At 69.6% G+C, this 22,235-nt stretch carries 21 protein-coding genes; 12 read left to right on the top strand and 9 right to left on the bottom strand.

Features of this window, described 5'->3' with window-relative positions; all coding sequences use genetic code 11:
- Nucleotides 1-56: 56 nt before the first annotated feature.
- Entirely contained in the window at nt 57-494 is a 438-nt protein-coding gene (locus tag BLV31_RS20610; protein ID WP_064060579.1) for a DUF6069 family protein, read from the top strand.
- A gap of 124 nt (nt 495-618) precedes the next feature.
- On the opposite strand, the gene BLV31_RS20605 is transcribed toward BLV31_RS20610, so the two are convergent.
- Genes BLV31_RS20605 through BLV31_RS20595 form a run of 3 tightly spaced genes read right to left on the bottom strand, consistent with a single transcriptional unit; the run spans nt 619 to nt 3,262 of the window.
- Nucleotides 619-954 carry an acyl-CoA dehydrogenase family protein gene (locus BLV31_RS20605; RefSeq protein ID WP_064060580.1) on the bottom strand — a complete coding sequence of 112 codons (336 nt, stop codon included), beginning with the start codon at nt 952-954 and terminating at the stop codon, nt 619-621.
- A 2-nt stretch (nt 955-956) separates the two neighbouring features.
- Nucleotides 957-1,751, bottom strand: coding sequence for an enoyl-CoA hydratase/isomerase family protein (locus BLV31_RS20600; protein ID WP_064060581.1), 795 nt, complete (start codon nt 1,749-1,751; stop codon nt 957-959).
- Nucleotides 1,748-3,262 (bottom strand): hypothetical protein, encoded by a 1,515-nt coding sequence (locus BLV31_RS20595; protein ID WP_064060582.1) that lies wholly within the window; start codon nt 3,260-3,262, stop codon nt 1,748-1,750. The genes BLV31_RS20600 and BLV31_RS20595 overlap by 4 nt, the downstream gene beginning before the upstream one ends.
- A gap of 101 nt (nt 3,263-3,363) precedes the next feature.
- Between BLV31_RS20595 and BLV31_RS20590 the strand changes: the two genes are divergently transcribed.
- From BLV31_RS20590 to BLV31_RS20570, 5 genes are all read left to right on the top strand, one after another.
- Complete coding sequence (locus BLV31_RS20590; RefSeq protein WP_024103219.1) at nt 3,364-3,972, top strand: TetR/AcrR family transcriptional regulator; 609 nt, start codon at nt 3,364-3,366, stop codon at nt 3,970-3,972.
- Nucleotides 3,973-4,106: 134 nt separating this feature from the next.
- Nucleotides 4,107-4,589, top strand: a complete 483-nt coding sequence (locus BLV31_RS20585; protein ID WP_024103220.1) for a nuclear transport factor 2 family protein — start codon at nt 4,107-4,109, stop codon at nt 4,587-4,589.
- A 14-nt stretch (nt 4,590-4,603) separates the two neighbouring features.
- Nucleotides 4,604-5,038 (top strand): VOC family protein, encoded by a 435-nt coding sequence (locus BLV31_RS20580; RefSeq protein WP_024103221.1) that lies wholly within the window; start codon nt 4,604-4,606, stop codon nt 5,036-5,038.
- Nucleotides 5,039-5,063: 25 nt separating this feature from the next.
- On the top strand, nt 5,064-5,735 hold the full coding sequence (locus tag BLV31_RS20575) for a pyridoxine/pyridoxamine 5'-phosphate oxidase (protein WP_064060583.1): 672 nt from the start codon (nt 5,064-5,066) through the stop codon (nt 5,733-5,735).
- A gap of 49 nt (nt 5,736-5,784) precedes the next feature.
- On the top strand, nt 5,785-6,825 hold the full coding sequence (locus tag BLV31_RS20570; protein WP_019288763.1) for an enoyl-CoA hydratase/isomerase family protein: 1,041 nt from the start codon (nt 5,785-5,787) through the stop codon (nt 6,823-6,825).
- A gap of 34 nt (nt 6,826-6,859) precedes the next feature.
- On the opposite strand, the gene BLV31_RS20565 is transcribed toward BLV31_RS20570, so the two are convergent.
- Nucleotides 6,860-7,537: a hypothetical protein gene (locus BLV31_RS20565; RefSeq protein ID WP_064060584.1), complete on the bottom strand. Its 678-nt coding sequence runs from the start codon at nt 7,535-7,537 to the stop codon at nt 6,860-6,862.
- Nucleotides 7,538-7,632: 95 nt separating this feature from the next.
- Nucleotides 7,633-9,342 carry a peptide chain release factor 3 gene (locus tag BLV31_RS20560; RefSeq protein ID WP_064060585.1) on the bottom strand — a complete coding sequence of 570 codons (1,710 nt, stop codon included), beginning with the start codon at nt 9,340-9,342 and terminating at the stop codon, nt 7,633-7,635.
- A gap of 205 nt (nt 9,343-9,547) precedes the next feature.
- On the opposite strand from BLV31_RS20560, the gene BLV31_RS20555 reads away from it, so the two are divergent.
- Nucleotides 9,548-11,185 carry a fatty acyl-AMP ligase gene (locus BLV31_RS20555; protein WP_064060586.1) on the top strand — a complete coding sequence of 546 codons (1,638 nt, stop codon included), beginning with the start codon at nt 9,548-9,550 and terminating at the stop codon, nt 11,183-11,185.
- A gap of 55 nt (nt 11,186-11,240) precedes the next feature.
- Here the strand turns inward: BLV31_RS20555 and pth are convergent, their stop codons facing one another.
- From pth to BLV31_RS20540, 3 genes are all read right to left on the bottom strand, one after another.
- A complete protein-coding gene (pth, locus tag BLV31_RS20550) occupies nt 11,241-11,813 on the bottom strand; it encodes an aminoacyl-tRNA hydrolase (protein ID WP_006553836.1) in 573 nt (190 codons plus the stop codon).
- A 95-nt stretch (nt 11,814-11,908) separates the two neighbouring features.
- A complete protein-coding gene (locus tag BLV31_RS20545) occupies nt 11,909-12,517 on the bottom strand; it encodes a 50S ribosomal protein L25/general stress protein Ctc (protein WP_006553837.1) in 609 nt (202 codons plus the stop codon).
- A 218-nt stretch (nt 12,518-12,735) separates the two neighbouring features.
- The gene (locus BLV31_RS20540) at nt 12,736-13,914 is read right to left on the bottom strand and encodes an aminotransferase class V-fold PLP-dependent enzyme (protein ID WP_006553838.1); all 1,179 of its coding nucleotides are present in this window, start codon (nt 13,912-13,914) and stop codon (nt 12,736-12,738) included.
- Nucleotides 13,915-14,068: 154 nt separating this feature from the next.
- Between BLV31_RS20540 and egtA the strand changes: the two genes are divergently transcribed.
- The 5 genes from egtA (at nt 14,069) to BLV31_RS20515 (ending at nt 19,573) form a co-directional block, all read left to right on the top strand.
- Nucleotides 14,069-15,298: an ergothioneine biosynthesis glutamate--cysteine ligase EgtA gene (egtA, locus tag BLV31_RS20535; RefSeq protein WP_037216302.1), complete on the top strand. Its 1,230-nt coding sequence runs from the start codon at nt 14,069-14,071 to the stop codon at nt 15,296-15,298.
- A complete protein-coding gene (gene egtB / locus BLV31_RS20530) occupies nt 15,295-16,587 on the top strand; it encodes an ergothioneine biosynthesis protein EgtB (protein WP_039584572.1) in 1,293 nt (430 codons plus the stop codon). The genes egtA and egtB overlap by 4 nt, the downstream gene beginning before the upstream one ends.
- Entirely contained in the window at nt 16,580-17,329 is a 750-nt protein-coding gene (egtC, locus tag BLV31_RS20525; protein ID WP_064060587.1) for an ergothioneine biosynthesis protein EgtC, read from the top strand. The genes egtB and egtC overlap by 8 nt, the downstream gene beginning before the upstream one ends.
- Nucleotides 17,326-18,282, top strand: a complete 957-nt coding sequence (gene egtD / locus BLV31_RS20520; RefSeq protein ID WP_006553842.1) for an L-histidine N(alpha)-methyltransferase — start codon at nt 17,326-17,328, stop codon at nt 18,280-18,282. Before egtC ends, egtD begins: the two co-directional genes overlap by 4 nt.
- Before the next feature lie 64 nt (nt 18,283-18,346).
- Nucleotides 18,347-19,573, top strand: coding sequence for an MFS transporter (locus tag BLV31_RS20515; RefSeq protein ID WP_019288756.1), 1,227 nt, complete (start codon nt 18,347-18,349; stop codon nt 19,571-19,573).
- Here the strand turns inward: BLV31_RS20515 and BLV31_RS20510 are convergent.
- A complete protein-coding gene (locus BLV31_RS20510) occupies nt 19,542-22,127 on the bottom strand; it encodes a helix-turn-helix transcriptional regulator (RefSeq protein ID WP_064060600.1) in 2,586 nt (861 codons plus the stop codon). The genes BLV31_RS20515 and BLV31_RS20510 overlap by 32 nt on opposite strands.
- Nucleotides 22,128-22,235 lie beyond the last annotated feature (108 nt).

The raw sequence follows: 22,235 nt of genomic DNA, 5'->3' as shown, positions 1-22,235 counted from the left end.
TCGGCTCGAGGTCGCAGGATGGGCGTCGTCAGAAGGAACGCCCATCAGGAGGATCCATGTCCGTCACCGAAACATCCGGTACCTCTACGCATCTCCAGCAGTCCCGGCTCGCGCGTTCCGCCGTGGTGGTCGCCGCGTCCGTCGTGACCGCACTGGTGATCGACCTCGCGCTGTGGGCCGTCGGGCTCATCGCGGGTGGCTCGTTCGAACACACCGACGCCGGTGAGGTGGTGAGCGCGGCGCCCGGTGGCGTGGTGCTCATGTCCGTCGTCCCGCTCACCGTCGGTCTCGCCGTCGCGGCCCTGCTCACCCTGTGGTGGAACGGTTTCGCGCGGATCGCCCAGGTCGTCGGGGCGTTGCTGCCGCTGGCGACGATCCAGGGCACGATCTCCGCGGACTTCGACACGCCGAGCACCGTCGCCCTGACGCTGATGCACGTCGTGATCGCCGTGGTGGTCGTCGTCGCCCTGGAGATGCTCCGTGCGCGTGACTGACACGAGTAGGGGGAGGAAATATGCGCTTCCGCAAGGAAAGTCGCACATTTCCTCCCCCTGATTCGGGCAGAGGCCTACGGTCAGGTCGAAGCAGCGCTGAGCGCGGGACGCGCGAACCGCTCGATCAGGTCGTGTTGCCCGACGAGACGATGTGCGGGGTGGCGATGCCGTGGCTGAACAGCGCCGAGATCAGGCCCGACGAACCACCGGCGAGGATGATCTCTTCGAGGATCGCGAGCATGTCGAGGGCGGTGCCGCCCGACCCGCCGTGCTCCTCTGCGACGGAGGCGCCGATCAGGCCCGCGTCGGCGGTCTTGCGATGCAGTTCGCGCGGGATCTCGCCGGCGCGCTCCCATTCGTCGAGGTGGGGGACGATCTCCTTGCGGGTGAAGTCGGCGGCGAGTTGACGAAGTGCCTTCTGCTCGTCGGTGTCCCAGCGGATCACTTCGGTGGTGGTCATGCCTATTCGCCCTTCCAGACGGGTTCGCGCTTCTGTATGAAGGCCATGACGCCTTCGAGGGTGTCGGCGCTGGTGGTGAGACGTGCGAGGGCTTTGTCGGTGAGTTCCCAGGGCAGGTCCTCGGCGGGGACGTTGCCGTCGATGATGCCGCGGGCGACGGTCTTGCTGGCCTGCACGGCGAGCGGGGCGCCCTTCGCGATGTCGGCGGCGAGAGCGAGAGCGGTGTCGAGGACCTCGTCCTGTGGGACGACCCGGTTGACGAGGCCCCAGCGCAGCGCGTCGGCGGACGACATCGGCTTGCCCGTCAGGACGAGTTCCATCGCGACGGCGCGGGGGATGGCCTGGCCGATGCGGAACACGCCGCCGGCACCGGCGATCAGGCCGCGGTGCACCTCGGGCAGACCGAATTCGGCGGTTTCGGATGCGACGACGAGATCGCTCGCGAGGGCGAGTTCGGTGCCACCACCGAGCGCGGTGCCGTTGACCGCGGCGATGACGGGCTTGGAGATGTGGTGCTTGACGACACCGGCGAAGCCCCAGTGGGCGGTTTCGGGCGGGGTGACGCCGTCCGGTCCTTTGGTGCCGAGGGCCTCGAGGTCGGCGCCGCCGCAGAAGACGGCGCCGCCTGCGCCGGTGAGCACCACGACGCGCACGTCGCGGTCCTCTTCGGCGCGGTCCCAGGCCTCACCGAGTGCCTGGTGCACGTCGGCGTTGATGCTGTTGGCCGCCTTGGGGCGGTTGATGGTGACGAGCAGGACGTGCTCGCGCTTCTCGACGTGAACGACGGGTTCGCTCACGACCGGTACTCCTCGGGGCACAGGTGTTCGATGCGGGTGACGGTGAGAATGCCGCCGTCGTCGGTGACGTGGACGGTCTCGCCGACGATGTCGGCTCCGGCGGCGAGGACTGCGGCGCCGGTGGCGTCGGTCTGGCCGGAGACACGCCGGCCGTCGGGGGTGAGGCCGACGAGGAAACCGATCGACGGGTTGCCGTCGCGACCGAATTCGGCCGTGGCGGTGACAATCTGGACCTCGCCGCTGTAATCGGTGGCTGTCTCCGGCGCGGACGGCTCGAGCAGCACGTGCTCGGGGTCGCCGACGTAACCGTCGGTGTGCGGCGCGCAGCCGAGGACCACGACGTGCTGGTAGGTCAGGTAGCCACCGTTGCCGTGCACGAGGGCGAGCTCGCCGTCCTGGCGCAGCCGCTTGGCCACCGACACCACCGAGTGCAGCGTGTAGCTGTTGAGCGGGCCGCCGAAGAAGGGGTGGCCGCCGGTCACCGACGGGACGGTGTCGCGGGGGAGGCCGAGCTGCTCGATGAGCAGCTTCGGGACCACGGGGAAGCAGCTGTAGGCGTCGATGATGTCGAAGTCGCCGGGACGCAGGTCGCTCGCCGACAGCGTGCGCCGCAGCGCATCGTCGAGTGCGGCGGAGCGTCCGAAGTCGCCGCGGGCGAGCACGTCCGAGGGCTCGGTCGCGCCGGCGCCGCCCCACACGTAGAGCAGGTGGTCGTCGGGGACACCGAATTCGCGGGCCACGGCGAGCGAGGTGACGACCACGGCAGCGGCCTGGTCGACGAACGGCATCGCGTTGACCATCAGCGGGTACGGGTCGGTGACGAGGCGGTTCTTGCCGGCGATGGTGCGGATGTCGTCGGCGGTGCGGCGCTCGGGGTTCCAGGACGCCGGGTTCTCGGCGGCGAACTCGGAGAAGGCGGCGTACAGCGTCGCCGACCAGTCGAGCGACTTCTCGCGCGAGTGCCCGAGATCGTGGCTGAGCCGGTTCTCGAACAGCGGGTAGACCCGCGTGGGGACGATCATCCCGGCGCGCTGCATCGCGGGGCTGCCGAGGTCCTTGTTGCTGATAGGCGCGGGGCCGCCCGGGGCGGTGGTCCATCCCAGCGTGACCGGATCCGTTCCGGCCTTGTACGAGTTGGTCGCCGAGGCCTGCGCCTCGCCGCCGACGAGCAGCGCGACGGTGCTGGTGCCCGCGGCGATGTCGTGGCCGATGCGATCGAGCAGGGCCGCCGGCCAGTGGCCGCCGATCGGCGTGGTCGACGTGTGCTCGGGCGTCGCGCCGAGACGTTCGGCGAGCAGGCCCGGCAGGTCGTCGTAGTTCCAGCTCGCGGTCTTGATCGCGTGGATGGTGTCGATCCGCGTGGCGAGATCGGCGCCGGAGTCGGCGATCGCGGCGAGGGTGGCCTCGTGGATGAGGTCGAGCGGTTCACGCGGGTCGGCGGGCGCACCGGCACGGCCGGAGCGCAGGTCGCCGACGCCGATCACGACGGGAACCCGAGTGGGGTCGGTCATGGCGTTCCTTCGGTCTGCTCTTGGGGGAGGAGGACGCCGCCAGCTTAATGCGGACGATTTCAGTCTGTAAATCGAGGAGTGGTCTGGCACACTTTCCCGACGTGACCGAAGCACCCGCACCGCGCCGCCGCGGACGCCCCCGCGACGCCGACCTGGAGGACCGCGTGTTCGACGCCGTGCTCGAGGTGTACTCCGAGACGAGCTGGCGTGGTTTCACGCTCGACGCGGTCGGACGACGCGCGCGGGTGGGGCGCGCCGCCCTCTACCGCCGGTGGTCGAGCAAGGACGACCTGCTGGTCCAGGCCCTCGAAGCGCGCAGCCCGCTGCCCGTGCCCATCGACACCGGCGCGCTCCGATCCGATCTCGTCGAACTCGCCCGGCAGCTGTTGCGCGGTTACCGGACCACCCCCGGCCTGGTGAGCCTGCGCGTCGCGCTCGACGCCCGTGCCAACCCCGAACTGCTCGCCCGGCTGATCCACACCCTCAACCGCAGCCGCGTGCTCGCGGCGCGCACGATCGTGCACCGCGCCGTCGAGCGCGGCGAACTTCCCGCCGACACCTCGGCGACGCTGCTGCTCGAAATGGTCACCGGCACCGTGCTCAGTCATGCCCTGTTCGCGTTGGCCACCCCGGACCAGAACGTCGACGACGACTACGCCGAACTCGTCGTCGACGCGACCATCCGCGCGCTGCGTCGTCCCGAGTCGTGACCGGCACGCCCTCCCGTGACCGAATCGCGATCGAATGCTGCCTGGTAACAGTGTGATTCCGGCCGTCTGCGCCGGTCGTCCGGGCTAGCCTGGAATGCGAATACTCGCAGGGGGGCGCCAATGGGAGGCCGACGATGGATGTGCAGGCGGTAGCGGAGATCACGCGGCTCAAATACCGTTATGCGCGAGCGCTCGACACGAAGGACTGGGACGAGTTGGCGAACACCCTCACCCCCGACGCACACGCCGTCTACGGGGAGCATCTCGTTTTCGACTCACGCGACGCCTTCATAGGTTTCCTCGAGAACACGCTGGGAACGCGCTTGATCACGGAGCACACCTGTTCCCATCCCGAGATCGACATCGCCGACGACGGCCGCAGCGCCACCGGGGTGTGGTTGCTGTCCGACACCGTGATCATCCCGGAGGACGGGATGATGTTGCGCGGCTCGGCCTACTATCACGATCGGTACAGCCTCGGCGACGACGGATGCTGGCGGATCAGCCGCACCGGATATCAACGCAACTGGGAGACGGTCACATGCATGGGCGACTCGCCTTCGGTCCGGTTGACGACCAATCGATGGGCGCTGCTGCAGCAACCGAAAGCGTCCTGAGCGGGAACGACGAGATGGTCTCGGAGGGTTCCGGCGATTTTCCCCGTCCGGGGGCGCTGCCCTATCTGACGGTGCCGCGGGCCCACGAGGCGATCGAGTGGTACACCCGGGTCTTCGGAGCCTCGCTGACCGCCGAACCGGTCGTCATGGACGACGGTCGCGTCGGGCACGCCGAACTGCGGTTCCCCAGCGGAATGATCTATCTCGCAGACGAATTCCCCGAACTCGGACTCACGGCGCCGCAGGAAGGGGCGGTCTCGGTGAGCCTGATGCTCGAGGTGGCCGACACCGACACCGTGCTCACCCGCGCCCGTCTGGCCGGCGGTTCGGTCGAGAGGTGGATCAACGAGGCCCACGGTCATCGCAACGCCACCCTGCTCGACCCCTTCGGGCATCGCTGGATGCTCGTCGGCCCGCTGACCGGCAAGCTGCCGCCACCTCGGGAGTGAGCTCCCGAATCGGTACCATGCGGCGATGAGTGAGATCGCGCGTCGCAGTGAGTTTCCCGATACCCGCGGCTGGATCCGGGCGCTGCCCACCGTCACGGCGTCCGCGCCGCCGTTCGCACCGGCCGAGACGCCGCAGGAGACCTTCCTCCGCTGGCTCACCGAGGCGACCGAGGCCGGCGTCGCCGAGCCGCACGCAGCGACCCTGTCGACCGTCGACCCGTCCGGGACGCCCGACGCGCGCATGCTGCTGATCAAGGACGTCACCGACGACGGCTGGTGGTTCTCCGGCGACGACCGTTCCCCGAAGGGCCGCCAGCTCGACGCGACACCGGCCGCCGCGCTCACCGTGTACTGGCGCGAACTCGGCCGGCAGGTACGCGTGCGCGGACCCGTCCTGGCCGGCCCACCCGAGGTGTGTGCCCGCGACTTCCGGGAACGGTCGGTCTTCGCTCGTGCCGTCGCATCCACGGGACACCAGAGCGAGGTCCTCACCGATTCCGCCGAGTACGACGACCTCGTACGGGAACGCCTGACCGCGCTCGAACACGATCCGGACCTCGTCTCGCCGCACTGGACGGCGTGGTGCGTCGCCGCTGAGGCCGTGGAGTTCTGGCAGGCGGATCCCGGCCGGCGGCACCTGCGGTATCGCTACCGGCGTGCGGGGGACCGGTGGGTCACCGAGGAACTTCATCCGTGACGTGTCGCGTGGCCGGGACGAGTCGCCCGCGACCGGTAGGCTCCCGCCCGTGAACGAGTCCTTCATCCGCACACGCGTCGCCAACGGAGTCGGCGAAGTGCAACTCGACCGTCCCGGTGCGCTCAACGCGCTCGACCGGTCGATGATCCGCGACATCCGCTCGTCGCTTCTCGCCTGGCGCGACGACCCGGCCGTCACGGCCGTGCTCGTCACCAGCACGTCCGACCGCGCGTTCTGCGCCGGTGGCGACGTCAAGCCGGTGCGCGAGCTGGCCCTCGAGGGGCGCTTCGACACCGTCCGCGAGTACTTCGCCGACGAGTACCGCCTCGATGAGCTGGTCGCCACCTACCCGAAGCCGTATCTCGCGGTCCTCGACGGCGTCACGATGGGCGGCGGGCTCGGTATCTCGGTGCACGGCGCGGTGCGCGTCACCACCGAGAAGACCACGATGGCCATGCCCGAGACGGCCATCGGGTTCGTTCCCGACATCGGGTCGAGCCACTTCCTCCCGCGCCTGCGCGGCACCACCGCGCGGTGCGATGCGGTGGGGATGTATCTCGGACTCACCGGCGCCCGCATCGATGCCGGCGACGCGCTGGCCGTCGGCCTGGCCACGCATTACGTGCCCAGTGCCCGCATCGACGACTTCGCCGACCGCATCCGAGCCGGGCAGTGGCGCGACGCCCTCGACGAGTTCGTCGAACCGACCCCCGAATCCTCCCTGGCGCAGCGTTTCCCCGACATCGAGACGGTGTTCGGCGACGGTACGGTGCTCGACATGGTGACCCGCCTCGACAGCCTCGCCGACATCGACGCCGAGTGGGCCGAGCAGACTCGCACGGCCCTGCGGTCGTTGTCGCCGACGAGCGTGTGGGCCACGGCCGAACTGATGCGACGCGGTGCCGAGAGCACGCTCGAGGAATGCTTCGCCCGCGAACTCGACGTCGCCGTGCGCGTCGCCGCGACGCCGGACTTCATCGAAGGTGTGCGCGCCGTGCTCGTCGACAAGACCCGCGACCCGCAGTGGTCGCCTGCGACGCTCGAGGACGTCGATCCGGCGGCGATCGCCGCACTGTTCGGCGACGGATAACCCGCGACCTGCCCGTCTCTACCGGGCGTGACCTCTACCGGGCGTGACGCTGCGGTACCTGCAGGTCGACGACGATCGGCTGCCCACCGAGGGTCGCGTGGATCTCGGGCTTCTCGAGTCCACCGGCCAGCAGGTACTCGCCGAGCAGCGTGAGCAGTTCATCGTTGTCCGCTATCGGGTCGCCGTGCGATCCGGTGCTACGCGGGTCGCCGTGCGATCCGGTGCTACGCGGGTCGCCGTGCGCTCCGGTGCTGCGGGAGTCGCGGGAGGTCAGTTCGTTCTGTGCGAGTCGCGCGGCGATACGCACCGACGCCACGCCCATCGAATTGCGCCGTGACGGGACCGGACCCGGTGCGGTGATCGTGCCCAGGCTCTCGGTGGCCGTCGGGGTCGTCGTGGTGGTGGCGGGCCCACTCGCGGAGCCGTTCGTGCCGGTGCTGCTCACCAGGGTCGTTCCTTCCTCGGAATTGCCGGCGCCCACCCCGCCGGCCGGGTCACCTTCGAGCGACGATGCATCCCCCACGCTCATGCGGTGTGTTCCGGGATCCGGCGTGCTCGTCAGCGGGGTACTGCTCGGAAGAGGAGTGCTCGGCAGCGGGTAGACGAAGGTGCCCGAGCGCTTCGCGCGTCCGGATCGCCTGCTCGTATCCGCCGTCCCACCGGACGACAGGTCCTCACCGGCTGCGGCCGGTACGTCGTCGTTCATCGACACAACTCCTGATTCCACCCGAATACGTCGGATCGACGAAAGGGAAAGTATCAGTAAAATCCGCTGGACGCACTACCCGTCCGGCGTCGCCGGGACGCTCAGTCGGTCGCCGCGACCAACGGTTCGAGAGTCAGCTCCGGCAACTCCTTGAGGATGTACTGCAGCCGCCACTTGTCGCTGACGAGAGCGAGGAGCACGCCGTCCGACCGGGTGAACACCTCCACGCCGCGCTGGCGGTTCAGTTCGTCGGCCGAAGCCGCATCGGTGCGACGCGCGAGCGAGTAGCCGAGATGCTCGATCTTCGGGTCGACGTTGTACTCGGCCTTCATCCGCGCCGCGACCACCTCGAACTGCATCGGACCCACGGCCGCCATCACCGGCGACGCGTCGCCGCGGACGTCGTTGCGGAGGATCTGCACGACGCCCTCGGAATCGAGCTGGTCCACGGCCTTGCGGAACTGCTTGTACTTCGAGGCGCTCTCGGCCCGCAGGATCGCGAAGTGCTCGGGCGCGAACGACGGAATGGGCGGGAACTCCACCTTCTTGTCGACGTAGAGGGTATGGCCCGGCGCCAGCGCGGTGGCGTTGACCAGGCCGACGACGTCGCCGGGATAGGCGTTCTCCACCGTGGAACGTTCGCGGCCGAAGACCGTCAGCGCGTACTTGGTGGCGAAGGGCTTACCGGTCTGCGCGTGCGTGACGACCATGCCGCGCTCGAACACACCCGAGACGACACGCATGAACGCGAGCCGGTCGCGGTGGGCGGTGTCCATGCCGGCCTGCACCTTGAACACGACGGCGCTGAACGGATCGTCGACCTCGCGAGCGGTCTCGTCGATGGCGAGACGGGCACGCGGTGGCGGTGCGAGCGTGACCAAGGTGTCGAGGATCTGCCGCACACCGAAGTTGAGCATCGCCGACGCGAAGATCACCGGCGAGGTCTGCCCGGCGAGGAACAATTCCTGATCGTGATCCTGGCCGTTGGACGACAGCAGTTCGGACTCCTCGGCGGCCTCGACCCAGGTGTCGCCCTCGAGGGCGAGCGCCTCGGCGGGGGACAGATGCTCCTCGGGCGCGATCTTGGCGCCACCGGCCGTGCGGGTGAACTTGATGTACTCGGCCGCGTCTCCGTCCTCGCCGCGACGCAGCAGACCGCGGAAGTCGCCGGCGATGCCCACGGGCCAGAACAGGGGAGTCGGCATCAGGCCGATGCGCTCGTCGATCTCGTCGAGCAGTTCCAGCGGCGTCCGGCCCGGTCGGTCCCACTTGTTGATGACGGTGACCACGGGGATGCCTCGGTGGCGGCACACCTGGAACAGCTTCAGGGTCTGCGGCTCGAGACCCTTCGCCGCGTCGATGAGCATGACGGCGGCGTCGACGGCGGTGAGGACGCGGTAGGTGTCCTCCGAGAAGTCGGAGTGACCGGGGGTGTCGACGAGATTGACGACGTTGACGACCTCGTCGTCGGTGCCCGCGACGTCCGAGCGGGTGTAGTTGAACTGCAGGGCCGTGGAGCTGACGGAGATGCCACGGGCCTTCTCCATCTCCATCCAGTCGGAGACCGTCGACTTGCGGCCGGCCTTGCCGTGGACCGCGCCGGCCTCGGAGATGACCTTCGCGTGCAGGGCGAGCGCCTCGGTGAGCGTCGACTTACCGGCGTCGGGGTGGGAGATGACGGCGAAGGTGCGTCTGCGCTCGGCTTCGGCTCTGACCTCCTTCGCGGCCCCGGGCTTCGCTGTGCCGGAGGACTGCGCAGGCTCCGTCGTGCCGGTGGATTGACTGTCGGCCGAAGCGTGCGGGGTGCTCAACGGGAAAAACCTCTCGAAGGGGGCAGGGAGTAGGGGCGCTATCGCCGCCAACTCGTCCATGTTACTCGGCGATTCGGTGTCGATTTCCGCCAGATTCGATCACGTTTCCCCGAGGCCGCCCCATACCGACCACTCGACGGCGCACGCTGATGTGCAACTACCGGATCTTGATCGAGGTCGTGCACCACCGGACGAGGAGCGGGTCGTGAGCAGGTTCACCGAGGAGATGTACGCGACGGCGGAGTCGGACACCGGGGCTCTGGTCACCGGCGAACCGGATACGCCGTTGCGGCAGAACTGGGGAGAGATCCACCGGCAGGCCCGCCGCATGGCCGGCGCACTGGCCGCGGCGGGTATCGGACCCGGCGACGCGGTGGGTGTCCTCGCAGGACAACCGGTGGACATCGCACCGGTCTGCCAGGCCGTGTGGATGCGCGGCGGAAGCGTGACGATGCTGCACCAGCCCACGCCGCGCACCGACCTGCAGATGTGGTCGCGCGACACCGAGGTGGTCCTGCGGATGATCGACGCCCGCGCCGTCGTGCTCGGCGCACCCTTCGAGATCGCGGAGCCGCTGCTGCGCGAGCGGGGCATCTCCGTCGTCACCGTGGAGCGGATGCGGGAGGGGAGGCCCGTCGATCCCGTCGACACGGCGGAGTCCGACATCGTGCTCCAGCAGCTGACGTCCGGGTCCACCGGCTCGCCGAAGGCGGTGCGGATCACGCACGGCAACTTCTACGCCAACGCGACGGCGATGATGGACCGCGTCAAGTTCTCGCTCGACGACGACGTCATGATCAGCTGGCTGCCGCTGTTCCACGACATGGGCATGGTGGCCTTCCTCAGCGTCCCCATGCAGGTGGGCGCCGAGGTCGTGTCGGTCACGCCGCTGGACTTCCTGCGCTCTCCGATCCTGTGGGCGGAACTGATCAGCAAGTATCACGGAACGCTCACCGCAGCACCGAATTTCGCGTACTCGTTGCTGGCCCGGAAGTTGTCGCAGGCGCCGGACGGTGCGCTCGACCTGTCGTCGATGCGCTGGATGTGGAACGGCGCCGAGCCGGTCGATCCCGACACGATGGAGGCCCTCGCGGAGGCCGGGGAGCGCTTCGGTCTCGACCCGTCCGCCCTCGCGCCCTCCTACGGGATGGCCGAGACCACGCTCGCGGTGTCGGTCCCCGATCCGGGACGCGGGGTGGTGCTCGACGTGGTGGACCCCGACCTGCTCGAGGCCGGCGGGATGGCCGTGCCGACCAACCGCACCCACACGCGCCGCATGCCCACCCTCGGCCGTCTCGTGGCCGGTCTCGAGGGCCGGGTCGTCGGCCGTGACGGACAGGTGCTGCCACCCCGCGGCGTGGGCATCATCCAGTTGCGCGGCGAGGCCGTCACGCACGGCTATCTCACCGTGGACGGACCCGTACCCGCGCAGGACGCCGACGGCTGGCTCGACACCGGCGACGTGGGTTACTTCACCGAGGAAGGTCTCGTCGTGGTGTGCGGCCGGGTGAAGGACGTCATCATCATGGGCGGCCGCAACATTTATCCCACCGACATCGAGCGAGCGGCGGGGACCGTCCACGGGGTGCGTCCCGGCAACGCCGTCGCCATCCGGCTCGACGCGGGGGACAAGCGCGAATCGTTCGCGGTGGCCGTGGAGACCAAACTCTTCGACCACCCCGACGAGGTGCGCCGCATCGAACACGACGTCGTGCACGCGGTGGTCGCCGAGGTGGGCGTGCGGCCCCGCACGGTCGCGGTACTCGGTCCCGGCAGCATCCCGAAGACCTCCTCGGGCAAGCTGCGTCGCGGCACCTCGCTGGCACTGCTGACGCGGGCCTGAGCACCGCGCCACGCGACGCCGCTGCGACCGCGCCGGCCTCGGCGGAGGCGGGCGGTCAGTGGATGCGGTTCTGGGCGCCCTCGAGGCCGAGCCTCAGCAGCAGTTCGACGGCGTCGGCGCCTTCCTCGCACCACACGTCGAGCTCCTTGCGTTCGGTCGCCGAGAACGGCTTGAGCACGAAGTCGGCGGGATCCTGGCGGCCGGGAGGGCGGCCGATGCCCATCCGGACCCGCAGGTAGTCCTTGGTGCCGAGCGCCGACGAGGTCGACCGCAGGCCGTTGTGCCCGTTCTCGCCACCGCCGAGCTTGAGCCGAATCGTGCCGAAGTCCAGGTCGAGTTCGTCGTGTAGGACGATTACGTTCGAGGGATCGACCGAGAAGAACTTGGCCAGGGAGGCGACCGGACCGCCGGACAGGTTCATGTAGGTGCGCGGCTTCGCGATGATCACCTGCCGCCCGTCGAGCCGGGCCTGCACGATGTCGGCGTTGCTGCGCTTGTGCGCGGAGAACTTGCCGCCGACGCGTCCGGCCAGCACGTCGGCCACCATGAATCCGATGTTGTGCCGGGTGTTCTCGTACTTCGGGCCGGGGTTGCCGAGACCGACCACGAGCGCGGCGTCGTCGCCCACGAACTGATCCTTCCGTGCATTCGAACGACGTGCGGCGCGCCACCCCGAAGGGATGACGCGCCGCACGAGTGACTTCACAGGGAGCCGGTGAAGGCTCAGGCCTCCTCGGAGGCCTCTTCTGCGGTCTCTTCGCCCTCGGCGCCTTCCAGGGCGTCGGCGGAGGGAGCCTCGACGATGTTCACGAGCAGCAGCTCGGGATCGTCCTGCAGGGTCGCGCCGGCGGGCAGCTCGACGCCACCGGCCAGGATCTGGGTGCCGGCCTCGGCGCCCTCGATCGAGACGGTGATCTCCTCGGGGATGTTCAGGGCGTCGGCCTCGAGCTTGATCGTGTTGACCTCGTTGACCACCAGCGTGCCGGAGCCGGCCTCACCGGAGAGGACGACGGGCACCTCGACGGTGACCTTCTCGCCCTTCTTCACGACGAGCAGGTCGGCGTGCTCGATGTAGCGACGGATGGGGTGGACGACGACCGACTTGGTCAGCGCGAGCTGATCCTCGCCGTCGACGTCGAGGGTGAGGATGGCGTTGGTGCCGTGGTTACGCAGCACGGCTGCGAACTCGAGGTCGGGGAGGGCGAGGTGCCGGGGCTCGGTGCCGTGGCCGTAGAGGACGGCGGGGACCTGGCCGGCGCGACGGGCGCGGCGTGCGGCACCCTTGCCGAACTCGGTGCGGACGCTGGCTACGAGACGATTCTCGTCGGACATGATGTGACGGCTCCTACGCTGGTGGCACTTGGTGGTCGGGTGTTCTCGAACGAACGGATCCGACACGTGCGACCGGGGAGCACATTGCTTCCGTCGCAGCCGCGTCGATCACGGTGATCCAGCGATATTGCGGTTCACCCTCGCCGAGACAACTCGAACCACTTTACCGGACGACGTCGATCAGGGACAAACAGCCCTGTCGTCGACGCGCGTGAGCTTCACGACCGGGCGATGTCGTGCACCGAGGCGAGGAACCTGTCGACGTCGGCGGGGGAGACGAAGTAGTGCGGCGACGCCCGCACCACCGACTGCAGGTCGCGCGAGGTCATGTCCAGCAGCGTCGAACTGCGGCTGCTGACCGTGACCGTCACGGACCGCTCGGCCAGGGCGTCGCGGACCTCCCGCGGGTCGCGGCCGTCCACGGTGAACGAGACGATGCCGCTGCGCTGCTCGCCGAGGTCGGTGACGGTGACGCCGTCGATGCCCGCGAGCCCCTCGCGCACGTGCCCGGCCCGGTAGGCCACCGCCTCGGCCACGGCGTCGACACCCAGATCGAGGAGATAGTCCACGGCCGCGCCGAGCCCGAGCCGGGCCGCCACTCCGGCCTCCCACATCTCGAAGCGGGTGGCGTCCGGAGCGAGTTCGTAGCTGTCGGCCGAGGTCCACGAGGCGCTGTGCAGGTCGAGAACGGCCGGTTCGAGTTCGCTCACCAGGCGCGGCCGCACGTAGAGGAAACCGGTGCCGCGCGGCCCGCGGAGCCACTTGCGCCCGGTGCCCGACAGTGCGTCGACGTCGAGTTCGGGCACGCTCACCGGCAGCTGCCCCACCGACTGGCACGCGTCGAGCAGCACGAGCGCCCCGACCGCGTGCGCGGCGTCGGCGATCTCCCGCACCGGGTTGACGAGCCCGCCGTTGGTGGGGGCGTGCACGACGGACACCAGCCGCACCCGTTCGTCGAGCATCCCCTCGAGCGCCTCGACGTCGACGCGGCCGGACGGATCGGACGGAACGACCTCGACGGTGGCGCCGGTCGCCCGCGCGCGCTGCAGCGCGGCGATCGCGTTTGCGGCGTATTCGGCCTGCGAGATCAGGATGCGGTCGCCGGGTCGCAGCGGCACCGCGTAGAAGAAGGACGTCCACGCCCGCGAGGCGCCGTCGGACAGCGCGAGGGAGGTCTCCGGCACGTCGAACAGGCGGCCGAGCGAGGTCTTCACGGCGGTCAGGTCGTCGAGCCGTTCGTCGGCCGCCACGTACCCGCCGATCTCGGCCTCGCGGCGCAGGTGCGCGAGCATCGTCTCGAGCACCGGTGCCGGGGGCAGCGACGAGCCGGCGCTGTCGAGGAAGACCCGGTCGAAGCATCCCGGTGTGTCGCGTCGGGCCGCCTGGAGGTCCAGCACGGGCCGCTCACCTCCTCCGTCGTCCGTATCGTCGGGGTCGAGCCTGCCCGGTGGAGTGCGCTCGCGCACGCACCGGTGCGTTATCCGCGCGTCGTGTCCCCCGGCGGGTTAGTCTCGACCGCAGACCTGGCGCACCGGCCGAGGGGGTGGACGAATGGCAATGGCAGTCGATGCCGCAGCCTCCCGTGCCCGCAAGGACCTCGGCTCCCGAGCAGCAGCGGAGGACCACGTCCGCAGCAGGGCATTCCGGCTGGGAATCCCCAGGCTGATCGGGGTCGAGCTCGAATGGCTCACCGCGCGGGCCGACGGCACCGAATCGCGTCCCGAACTCACGAGGCTCGTCGAGGCCCTCGGGCCCCACGCGCCGCGCACGGTAGCGCCGTCGTCGTCGGCCCGTCCCCTGCCGTCGGGCAGCGCGGTCAGCGTCGAGCCGGGTGGTCAGATCGAGCTGTCGAGCGTGCCGTGCACTTCGGCACGGCAGGTGTGCGATCGGCTCACGGCCGACCTCCGCATGCTCCGGGCGTTGCTGGCCCGCCGGTCGGTGACCATGCTCGACCGCGCCGCCGACGAGGTGCGGCCTCCCCACCGTCTGCTGCGCACCCCGCGCTACGGAGCGATGGAACTCCGCTACGACCGGATCGGCCCGATGGGCCGGTTGATGATGAACAGCACTGCGTCCATACAGGTTTCCGTCGACGCGGGACGCGACGAGGCAGAGGTGGTGCAGCGCTGGGAGTTGCTCCACGCCATCGGCCCGGCGATGATCGCGGCCTTCGCGTGCTCGCCCCGGCTGCGAGGTGCTCCGGAGGGCGACTGGGCGTCGCAGCGGATGCGCACGTGGCTCGAACTCGATCCCGCCCTCGGTCACGTCGACCATCCCGCCGACTACCCCGCATGGGTGCTCGACGCACCGCTGACCTGCGTGCGTTCGGAAATGCCCGAATGGTACGCACCGCCCGGCGCCACCTTCGCGGCGTGGCTCGCGGGCGAGCTCGACGCCGACATCCACCGTCGACCCACCATCGACGACCTCGACTACCACATGACGACGCTGTTCCCGCCTGTTCGTCCGTGCGGGCATCTCGAGGTGCGTTATCTCGACGCCCAGCCGGCCGAGTCGTGGCAGGTGCCCGTCGCGGCTCTCGAGGCGTTGCTGTCGGCGCCCGAGGTCTCCGCGGAGGCGTGCGCGATCGCCGCGCCGGTGCGCGACCAGTGGTCCGAGGCGGCCCGCGTCGGTCTCGCCTCGCTCGAATTGCGTGCTGCCGCGGCGGGTTTGCTCTCGCTCGCGGCGGAGTCCTCCCGCGACATGCGGTTCACCGCGGCGCTCGACGCGGCCGCGGCACGGTGCCTGCGCGGTCTGGCGCCGGGTGAGGAGGTGCGGTGACACCTGCTCGTGTTGCGCTCAGGCGGCACCTCGAGCGGGCGCGTGCCCGCACCGAGGTACTCGCCTCCGTGCCGGAACAGGATCTCACCGCACAACATTCGCCGTTGATGAGCCCGCTGGTGTGGGATCTCGCGCACATCGCCAACCAGGAGGAGCGCTGGCTCGTGCGGGTCGCGGGCAGGCGCCCTGCGGTTCGCGGCGACATCGACGATCTCTACGACGCGTTCCGGCATCCCCGCGCGACCCGCACGGGGCTGCCGCTGCTCGACCCCGACGCCGCCCGCCGTTACGCGCGTGCCGTCCGCGAGCTCACCTGGGATGTGCTCGAAGACAGTGCATTCGACGACGATCTGACCCGCGAGGGTTTCGTCTTCGCGATGGTCGCGCAGCACGAACAGCAGCACGGCGAGACGATGCTCGCGACGCACCAGTTACGGCAGGGTCCACCCTTGCTCGACGCGCCGGAAGCGCCGCGCACCGGAACCGTCCGCGACACCGAACGTGTCCGGATCCCCGCCGGCGCATTCGAGATGGGCACGTCCACCGATCCGTGGGCCCTCGACAACGAGCGCCCGGCACACGTCGTCGAGGTGCCGGAGTTCGAACTCGACGCGGTGCCCGTCACCAACCGCCGTTACCTCGGGTTCGTCGAGGACGGCGGGTACGAGCGGCCCGAACTGTGGAGCGAGGCAGGTTGGCAGCACCGCCTCGACGCCCGTCTCGAGGCCCCGCAGTTCTGGAGTCGCGACGAAACCGGATGGAGCAGAACGGCCTTCGGCCGCACGATGCCTCTGCACCCGGACGAGCCGGTCGTGCACGTGTGCTTCCACGAGGCGGAGGCGTTCGCCCGCTGGGCCGGTGGACGTCTTCCGACCGAGGCCGAATGGGAGAAGGCGGCACGCTGGGATCCGGCCACCGGGCTCAGCCGCCGATTCCCGTGGGGCGACGAGGATCCCGGTCCCGACCACGCGAATCTCGGTCAGCGTCATCTCGGTCCCGCCGTCGTCGGCGCGTATCCGCAGGGAGCGTCACCGCTCGGGGTGCACCAGCTGATCGGCGACGTCTGGGAGTGGACGTCCACACCGTTCACCGGTTATCCGGGCTTCCGCGCGTTCCCGTACCGCGAGTACTCGGAGGTCTTCTTCGGCGACGGACACCGGGTTCTGCGCGGAGGCTCGTTCGGAACCGACGAGGTCGCGTGCCGCGGAACCTTCCGCAACTGGGATCTGCCGATCCGCCGTCAGATCTTCTCCGGGCTCCGCGTCGCGTACGGGACGGGCGATGTGTAGACATCTGGCGTACATCGGGCCGGAGACGAACGTCGCGGCACTGCTGTCCACCGGAACCAACTCGCTGCTCCGCCAGTCGTGGGCGCCCACCGACATGCGTGGGGGAGGCACGATCAACGCCGACGGATTCGGTGTCGGATGGTGGAGTGCCGAGGGCACCTTCGGGCGCTACCGGTCGGCGTTGCCGATCTGGTCCGATCCCTTCGTCGGTGAAGGCTTGACATCGATACGGTCGCGCACCGTCGTCGCCGCGACCCGCTCGGCCACCGAGGGGATGCCCGTCGAACGGTCGGCGGCCGCGCCCTTCTCCGGCGACCGGTGGGCGTTCAGTCTCAACGGTGTCGTCCGGGGCTGGCCGGGATCGCTCGTCACCCTCGCCGGCGCGCTTCCCGTCGCAGAACTGCTGCAGCTCGAATCACCGACCGATGCTGCCACGCTGTGGCTCCTGCTCCAGTCGCGTCTGCGCTCGGCCGATCCCGAGCCGGCGCTGATCTCACTCGTCCACGACGTGCTGGAACTCGCACCGGAATCACGGTTGAACATGTTGCTGTGCAACGAATCCGGGATCTGGGCCACCGCCTGGTACCACTCGCTGTGGACGTTCGTCGACGAGCAGGTCGCGATCGTGGCGTCCGAACCGTTCGACGACGACAGCCGCTGGAAACCCGTACCCGACCGGCATCTCGTCGCCGCGATGCCGGGCAAACTCATCGTCTCACCACTGGAGGTCGGTTCACCGTGATCGTCGACGTGCATCTGCGCCCCGAGGACCTCGACGCCAAACTGCGCGAGGACGCACGGCGCGGACTCACGTCCGATCCCAAGTACCTGTCGCCGACCTGGCTGTACGACGCGCGGGGCAGCGAACTGTTCGACGAGATCACGCGACTGCCCGAGTACTATCCGACACGCACCGAATTCGCACTGCTGCGACAGCACGCCGCCGACTTCGCCGATGCCGCCCGCCCCGAGATGCTCGTCGAACTCGGCTCCGGGTCGTCCGAGAAGACGCACGTGCTGCTCGACGCCCTCGAACCGTATCTCCACACCTACGTGCCGCAGGACGTCTCCGAACCGGCGTTGCGGTCGGCCGTCACCCGGCTGGCGGCGGAGTATCCGAACCTGACGGTGCACGGGGTTGTCGGCGACTTCACCGATTCGCTCACGCATCTGCCGGCCGGCGGGAAACGCGCGATCGCGTTCCTCGGCGGCACGATCGGCAATCTCGTCCCGAGCGAACGCGCACAGTTCCTCGCCGGGACGGCCGCGATCCTCCATCCCGGCGAGTGGCTGCTCCTCGGCGCCGGTCTCGTCATCGACCGCGACACCCTGATCGCCGCCTACGACGACGCGGCCGGCGTGACGGCGGAGTTCGACCGGAACGTCCTGCGGGTGCTCAACGACCGGCTCGGCGCCGACTTCGATCCCGCCCGGTTCGTGCACCGCGCCGTCTGGGACCCGGAGAACGAGTGGATCGAGATGCGCCTCGAGGCGACCGAGGCGATGGACGTGACGATCCCGGGCCTCGACCTGCAGATCTCCTTCGCCGAGGGTGAGCAGATCCGGACCGAGATCTCCGCGAAGTTCCGCCTCGTCGGAATCTCGCAGGAACTCGCCGACGCGGGATTCGTGGTCCGGCACGAATGGGTGGATCCGGACGGACGGTTCGTCCTGCTCGCCGCATCCCGGGAGTAGTCCTCGAAAGGCGGCCGACGAGCCGATTCGACTTCCGCCGCGCCCACACGGGACGCTGGAGGACATGGCGTCCTCCCGTCCCGTCCTGACGACCCCGGTGCTGTTGCTCATGGCCGTGGCGACGGGTCTGTGCGTGGGTGGCAACTACTTCAACCAACCGCTGCTCGACTCGATCGCCGAAGCACTGGACACCTCCCGATCGGCCGCCGCCTCCACCGTGACGGTCGCGCAGGTCGCCTATGCTCTCGGCCTGCTGTTCCTCGTGCCGCTCGGCGACATGTTCCCGCAGCGGCGGCTGGCGGTGATGCTCATGCTGGCCGCGGCGGCGGGGCAGGGGCTGAGCGGATTCGCGCCGAACATCGGGGTGCTCGTGGTGGGCACCGCTGTCGCCGGTCTGTTCTCGGTGGCCGCGCAGGTGCTGGTGCCGTTCGCGGCGACCCTCGCGACGCCGGAATCGAGGGGTCGCGCGGTCGGCACCGTGATGAGCGGGCTGCTCGTCGGGATCCTCGTGGCCCGGAGCGTCGCGGGCATCCTCGCCGAACTCGGCGACAGTTGGACGACGGTCTACCGGGTGAGCGCGGTCGCGATGGTGATCGTGGCGCTCGCGTTGTGGCGGGTGCTGCCGGCGACGCCACCGGTGGTCCGTCAGGGTTACGGCAGCACGCTGCGATCACTCGGGACGTTGATCGTCACGCATCCTCGCCTGCGCACCCGGACCCTGCTCGGCGGGCTGGGTTTCGCGTCGGTGGGCGCGCTGTTCTCGACGATGGCGTTTCTGCTGTCCGACCCGCCCTTCGGCCTCGACGACCTGCAGATCGGGCTCGTCGGGCTGGCCGGGGTGGCCGGTGCATTCGCCGCGACCGCGGCGGGCCGGCTCGTCGACCGCGGTTACGGACCGCCGACGACGGCGGTGGGAGTGTTCACGCTGATCGCGTCGTGGGCGGCGCTCGCGGCGGGTGCGAGCTCGCTGGTGTGGTTCGTCGTCGGGATGCTCGTCGTCGACCTCGCGCTCAACCTCGTGCACATCACCAACCAGAACATCGTGTACGCCCTCGACCCCGACGCCCGCTCGCGCGTCAATTCCGTCTACATGACGGGCTACTTCATCGGTGCGGCGTCCGGTTCGGCGCTCGGCACGATGGCGTGGAGCGCCGGCGGGTGGACCGCGGTGTGTGTGCTCGGTGTCGGACTGGCGGCGCTCGCGGGTGTCGTGTGGGCGCTCGATCTTCGGCTCACCGCCCGGATGCGTGCGCGTTCGGCTACAGCGACCGGCGGACCGGCAGCAGCCTGAGATCGCGCGCCCGGCCGATGGCTTCCACCCGCGTGTGCACGCCGAGCTTGCGGTAGATGCTGCGCAACTGGGTCTTGATCGTGTTGTGCGAGACGAACAACTTCTTCGCGATGTCGGCGTGCGTCGATCCCAGCGCCAGCAACTCCAGCACGTCTGTCTCCCGCCGGGACAGTTCGACATGGGTGACCGGTTCGGTGAAGACGGACCCGATCGCCTCGTCCGGGACGGTGAGACCGCCGGGCTCCGCAAGACGCCCGGCGACACCCTCGGCCAGAGTGGTGAAGGCGCGGCGGTTGCCGAGGGCCTCGGCGAGCGTGCAGGCCCGCTGCCAGCTGCGGACCGCGGCGTCCTTCTTGTCGAGATCGAGGTGGGCGCTCGCCTCGATGAGCAACGCCTCGACATGTGCGCGCGGGAAGCCGCACTCCGTCCACGGAACACGCTTGAGCTTCTTGAGCGCGATCTCCGGATGACCGGTGAACAGTTCGACACGCGCGTTCGTCACCACGAGCATCGGATGGGTCTGCGGCGACTCCTCGGCGAGGGCGCGCGCGAGGTTGCCGTTGCCGAGCGCCAGCTGCAGGTCGATCTCGGCGGCCCCGAGCAGGATGCGCGAGAACGCGCCGCGGTCGAACAGATCGTGGTGTGAAGCGATGAGCCGGTGCAGTTCGGTGAGTCCGTCGTAGGCGTTGCCCGCCGCCAGGTTGTAGTAGGCCCGGCCGTAGGCGACGAATCCCCAGAGTTCCTCCGAAACCCGCGGGACACCGAGCTCGTCGAGATATCCGACGGCACGGTCGAGCTCGAGCGAGTCGAGGTGGACGAGCGCGGACGCCACGCGACCACCCACCTTGACCATCTCGCCCCAGCGACCCTCGGTGGGCTCGGCGTTGCTCTCGATGCGCAGCCATTCCCGGGCGCGCGGATTGTCGCCCGTCACCGCCCAGTTCAGCGCCGAGCTGCCCGCGGCGTTCTGGATGACGAAGGCGATGTTCACGGCGTACGCACCGCGGTAGGCGCGGCGGAAGACGGTGGTGGACTCGGTCAGATATCCGGCGAGCTGGAGCGTGATCGCCCACTGCACGCGCAGCAGCGGCAGTTGCGGACCGAGATCGTCGGGCCGGTGTTCGAGGATCGAATCGACGAGCGGACGCAACAGCAGCGTCAACCGCGCGGCCTCACCGAATTCGCCCGAGACCCGCAGGGTCAGGGTCTGCACCGTCGCGACGTAGAGGGCCTGCGCGGCGCCGGGTGTCTTCCCGAGCTCGGTGAGTTCGTCGGGATCCGCGGGCAGGGAGGCGTGCAGGATCGAATGTTCGTCGAGCATCTGCGTGAACAGCGCGCGACCTGCCTGGACCGACGGATGGTCGCCGAGCTCCTGGTCGGGGATCTGCCGGAGCACCTTGACGAGAACGTCGAAAGAACTGTCGACCATGCGCGCCCAGGATTCCTCGACGATCGCCACGGCGGTCTCCCAGTCGCCGGCCTCGACGGCATAGATCGACGCCTCGGCGGGCCTGCCGGCGTCGCGATGGGCCCGGGCGAGATCGACGAGCAGGGCGTCGACACGTCCGGGTTGCTCTCGGCGGGAGATGTCGAGCACGCACGAGCGGACGGCGTCGGGCCACCGCCACGTCCGGGGATCGTCGAAGGGCGAATCCATCAGGAGGCCGGCCGCGGCGAGCGTCGCGAGTGCGGCCTCGGGGTCCGCCGCGCCCGTCAGTTCGGCCGCCCGCTCGGCGGTGACGCTGTGGGCAGCGGCGACCGAGAACGCGAACTCGCGGTGCGCGTCGTCGAGTTCGTCGAGCCGGCTCTCCACATACGTCCGCACGAGGCGGGCCAAGGCCGGGGTCGGCAGTCCACGGGAGTCGATCAGGCGCTGGGGCCGGCTCCGGGCGACGGCCGCGGCCGCCGAGACCAGGGTGGGCACACCACCGAGCACGCGACACACGACCTCGCACTCGCTGTCGGAGCGCTCCGGTCCGGCGTCGCGCAACAGCGTCGTCTCCTCGATGGTGAACGCGAGATCGGCCGCCGGGACGTACGTGGAGTCGATCCCGCGGAGGACGACCTCGGTCATGTCGGTGCTGTTTCCCGGCAGGCAGACGATCGCATCGAGCCGGGGGCACCGGTCGAGCAGCCGAAGGGTTGCTTCGAGCACCTCGGCCGAGTTCTGCGGCGACACACAGGCGAGCACGAGCAGGCAGGGCGACCCCAGATCGCGGAAGGTACGGACCACGCGCTCGAACGGGGAATCGTCGGGACCGTCGCCGGCGACCTCGACGGCCGGGTGATCGGCGAGGACCGCGAGCGCATGCTCGGGCAGGTCGCCGTCGCCGGACGCCGTGAGTTCGGGAACCCAGACGATCGTGTGGTCGGGTGCGCCGCCCCGATGGAGCCATCCCGCGACGAGCGTCCGCTTGCCGAAACCCGGGGGAGCGTCGATCACCGTCAGCGTGGAGCACCGGTCGAGACACGCGAACAATCGGGGTCGCGCCAGAGCCGAGGACAAGGAACGCCACGCGGGTGCACCGACACGAGGGGAGTCGGAAACACTCACGCGCACTCCTTCGGAAGGCTTCAGCCCGGATCTGCACAGGCGGGAAGGCCCGAGCAGTGCCCCCGACAGGCTCTTGGTCGATCACAGACTACCTGGTCCGTTGTCGTG

Source organism: Rhodococcus pyridinivorans (genome assembly GCF_900105195.1).
Taxonomy (GTDB): Bacteria; Actinomycetota; Actinomycetes; order Mycobacteriales; family Mycobacteriaceae; genus Rhodococcus; species Rhodococcus pyridinivorans.
This window is presented reverse-complemented; position numbering and strand designations above follow the sequence as displayed.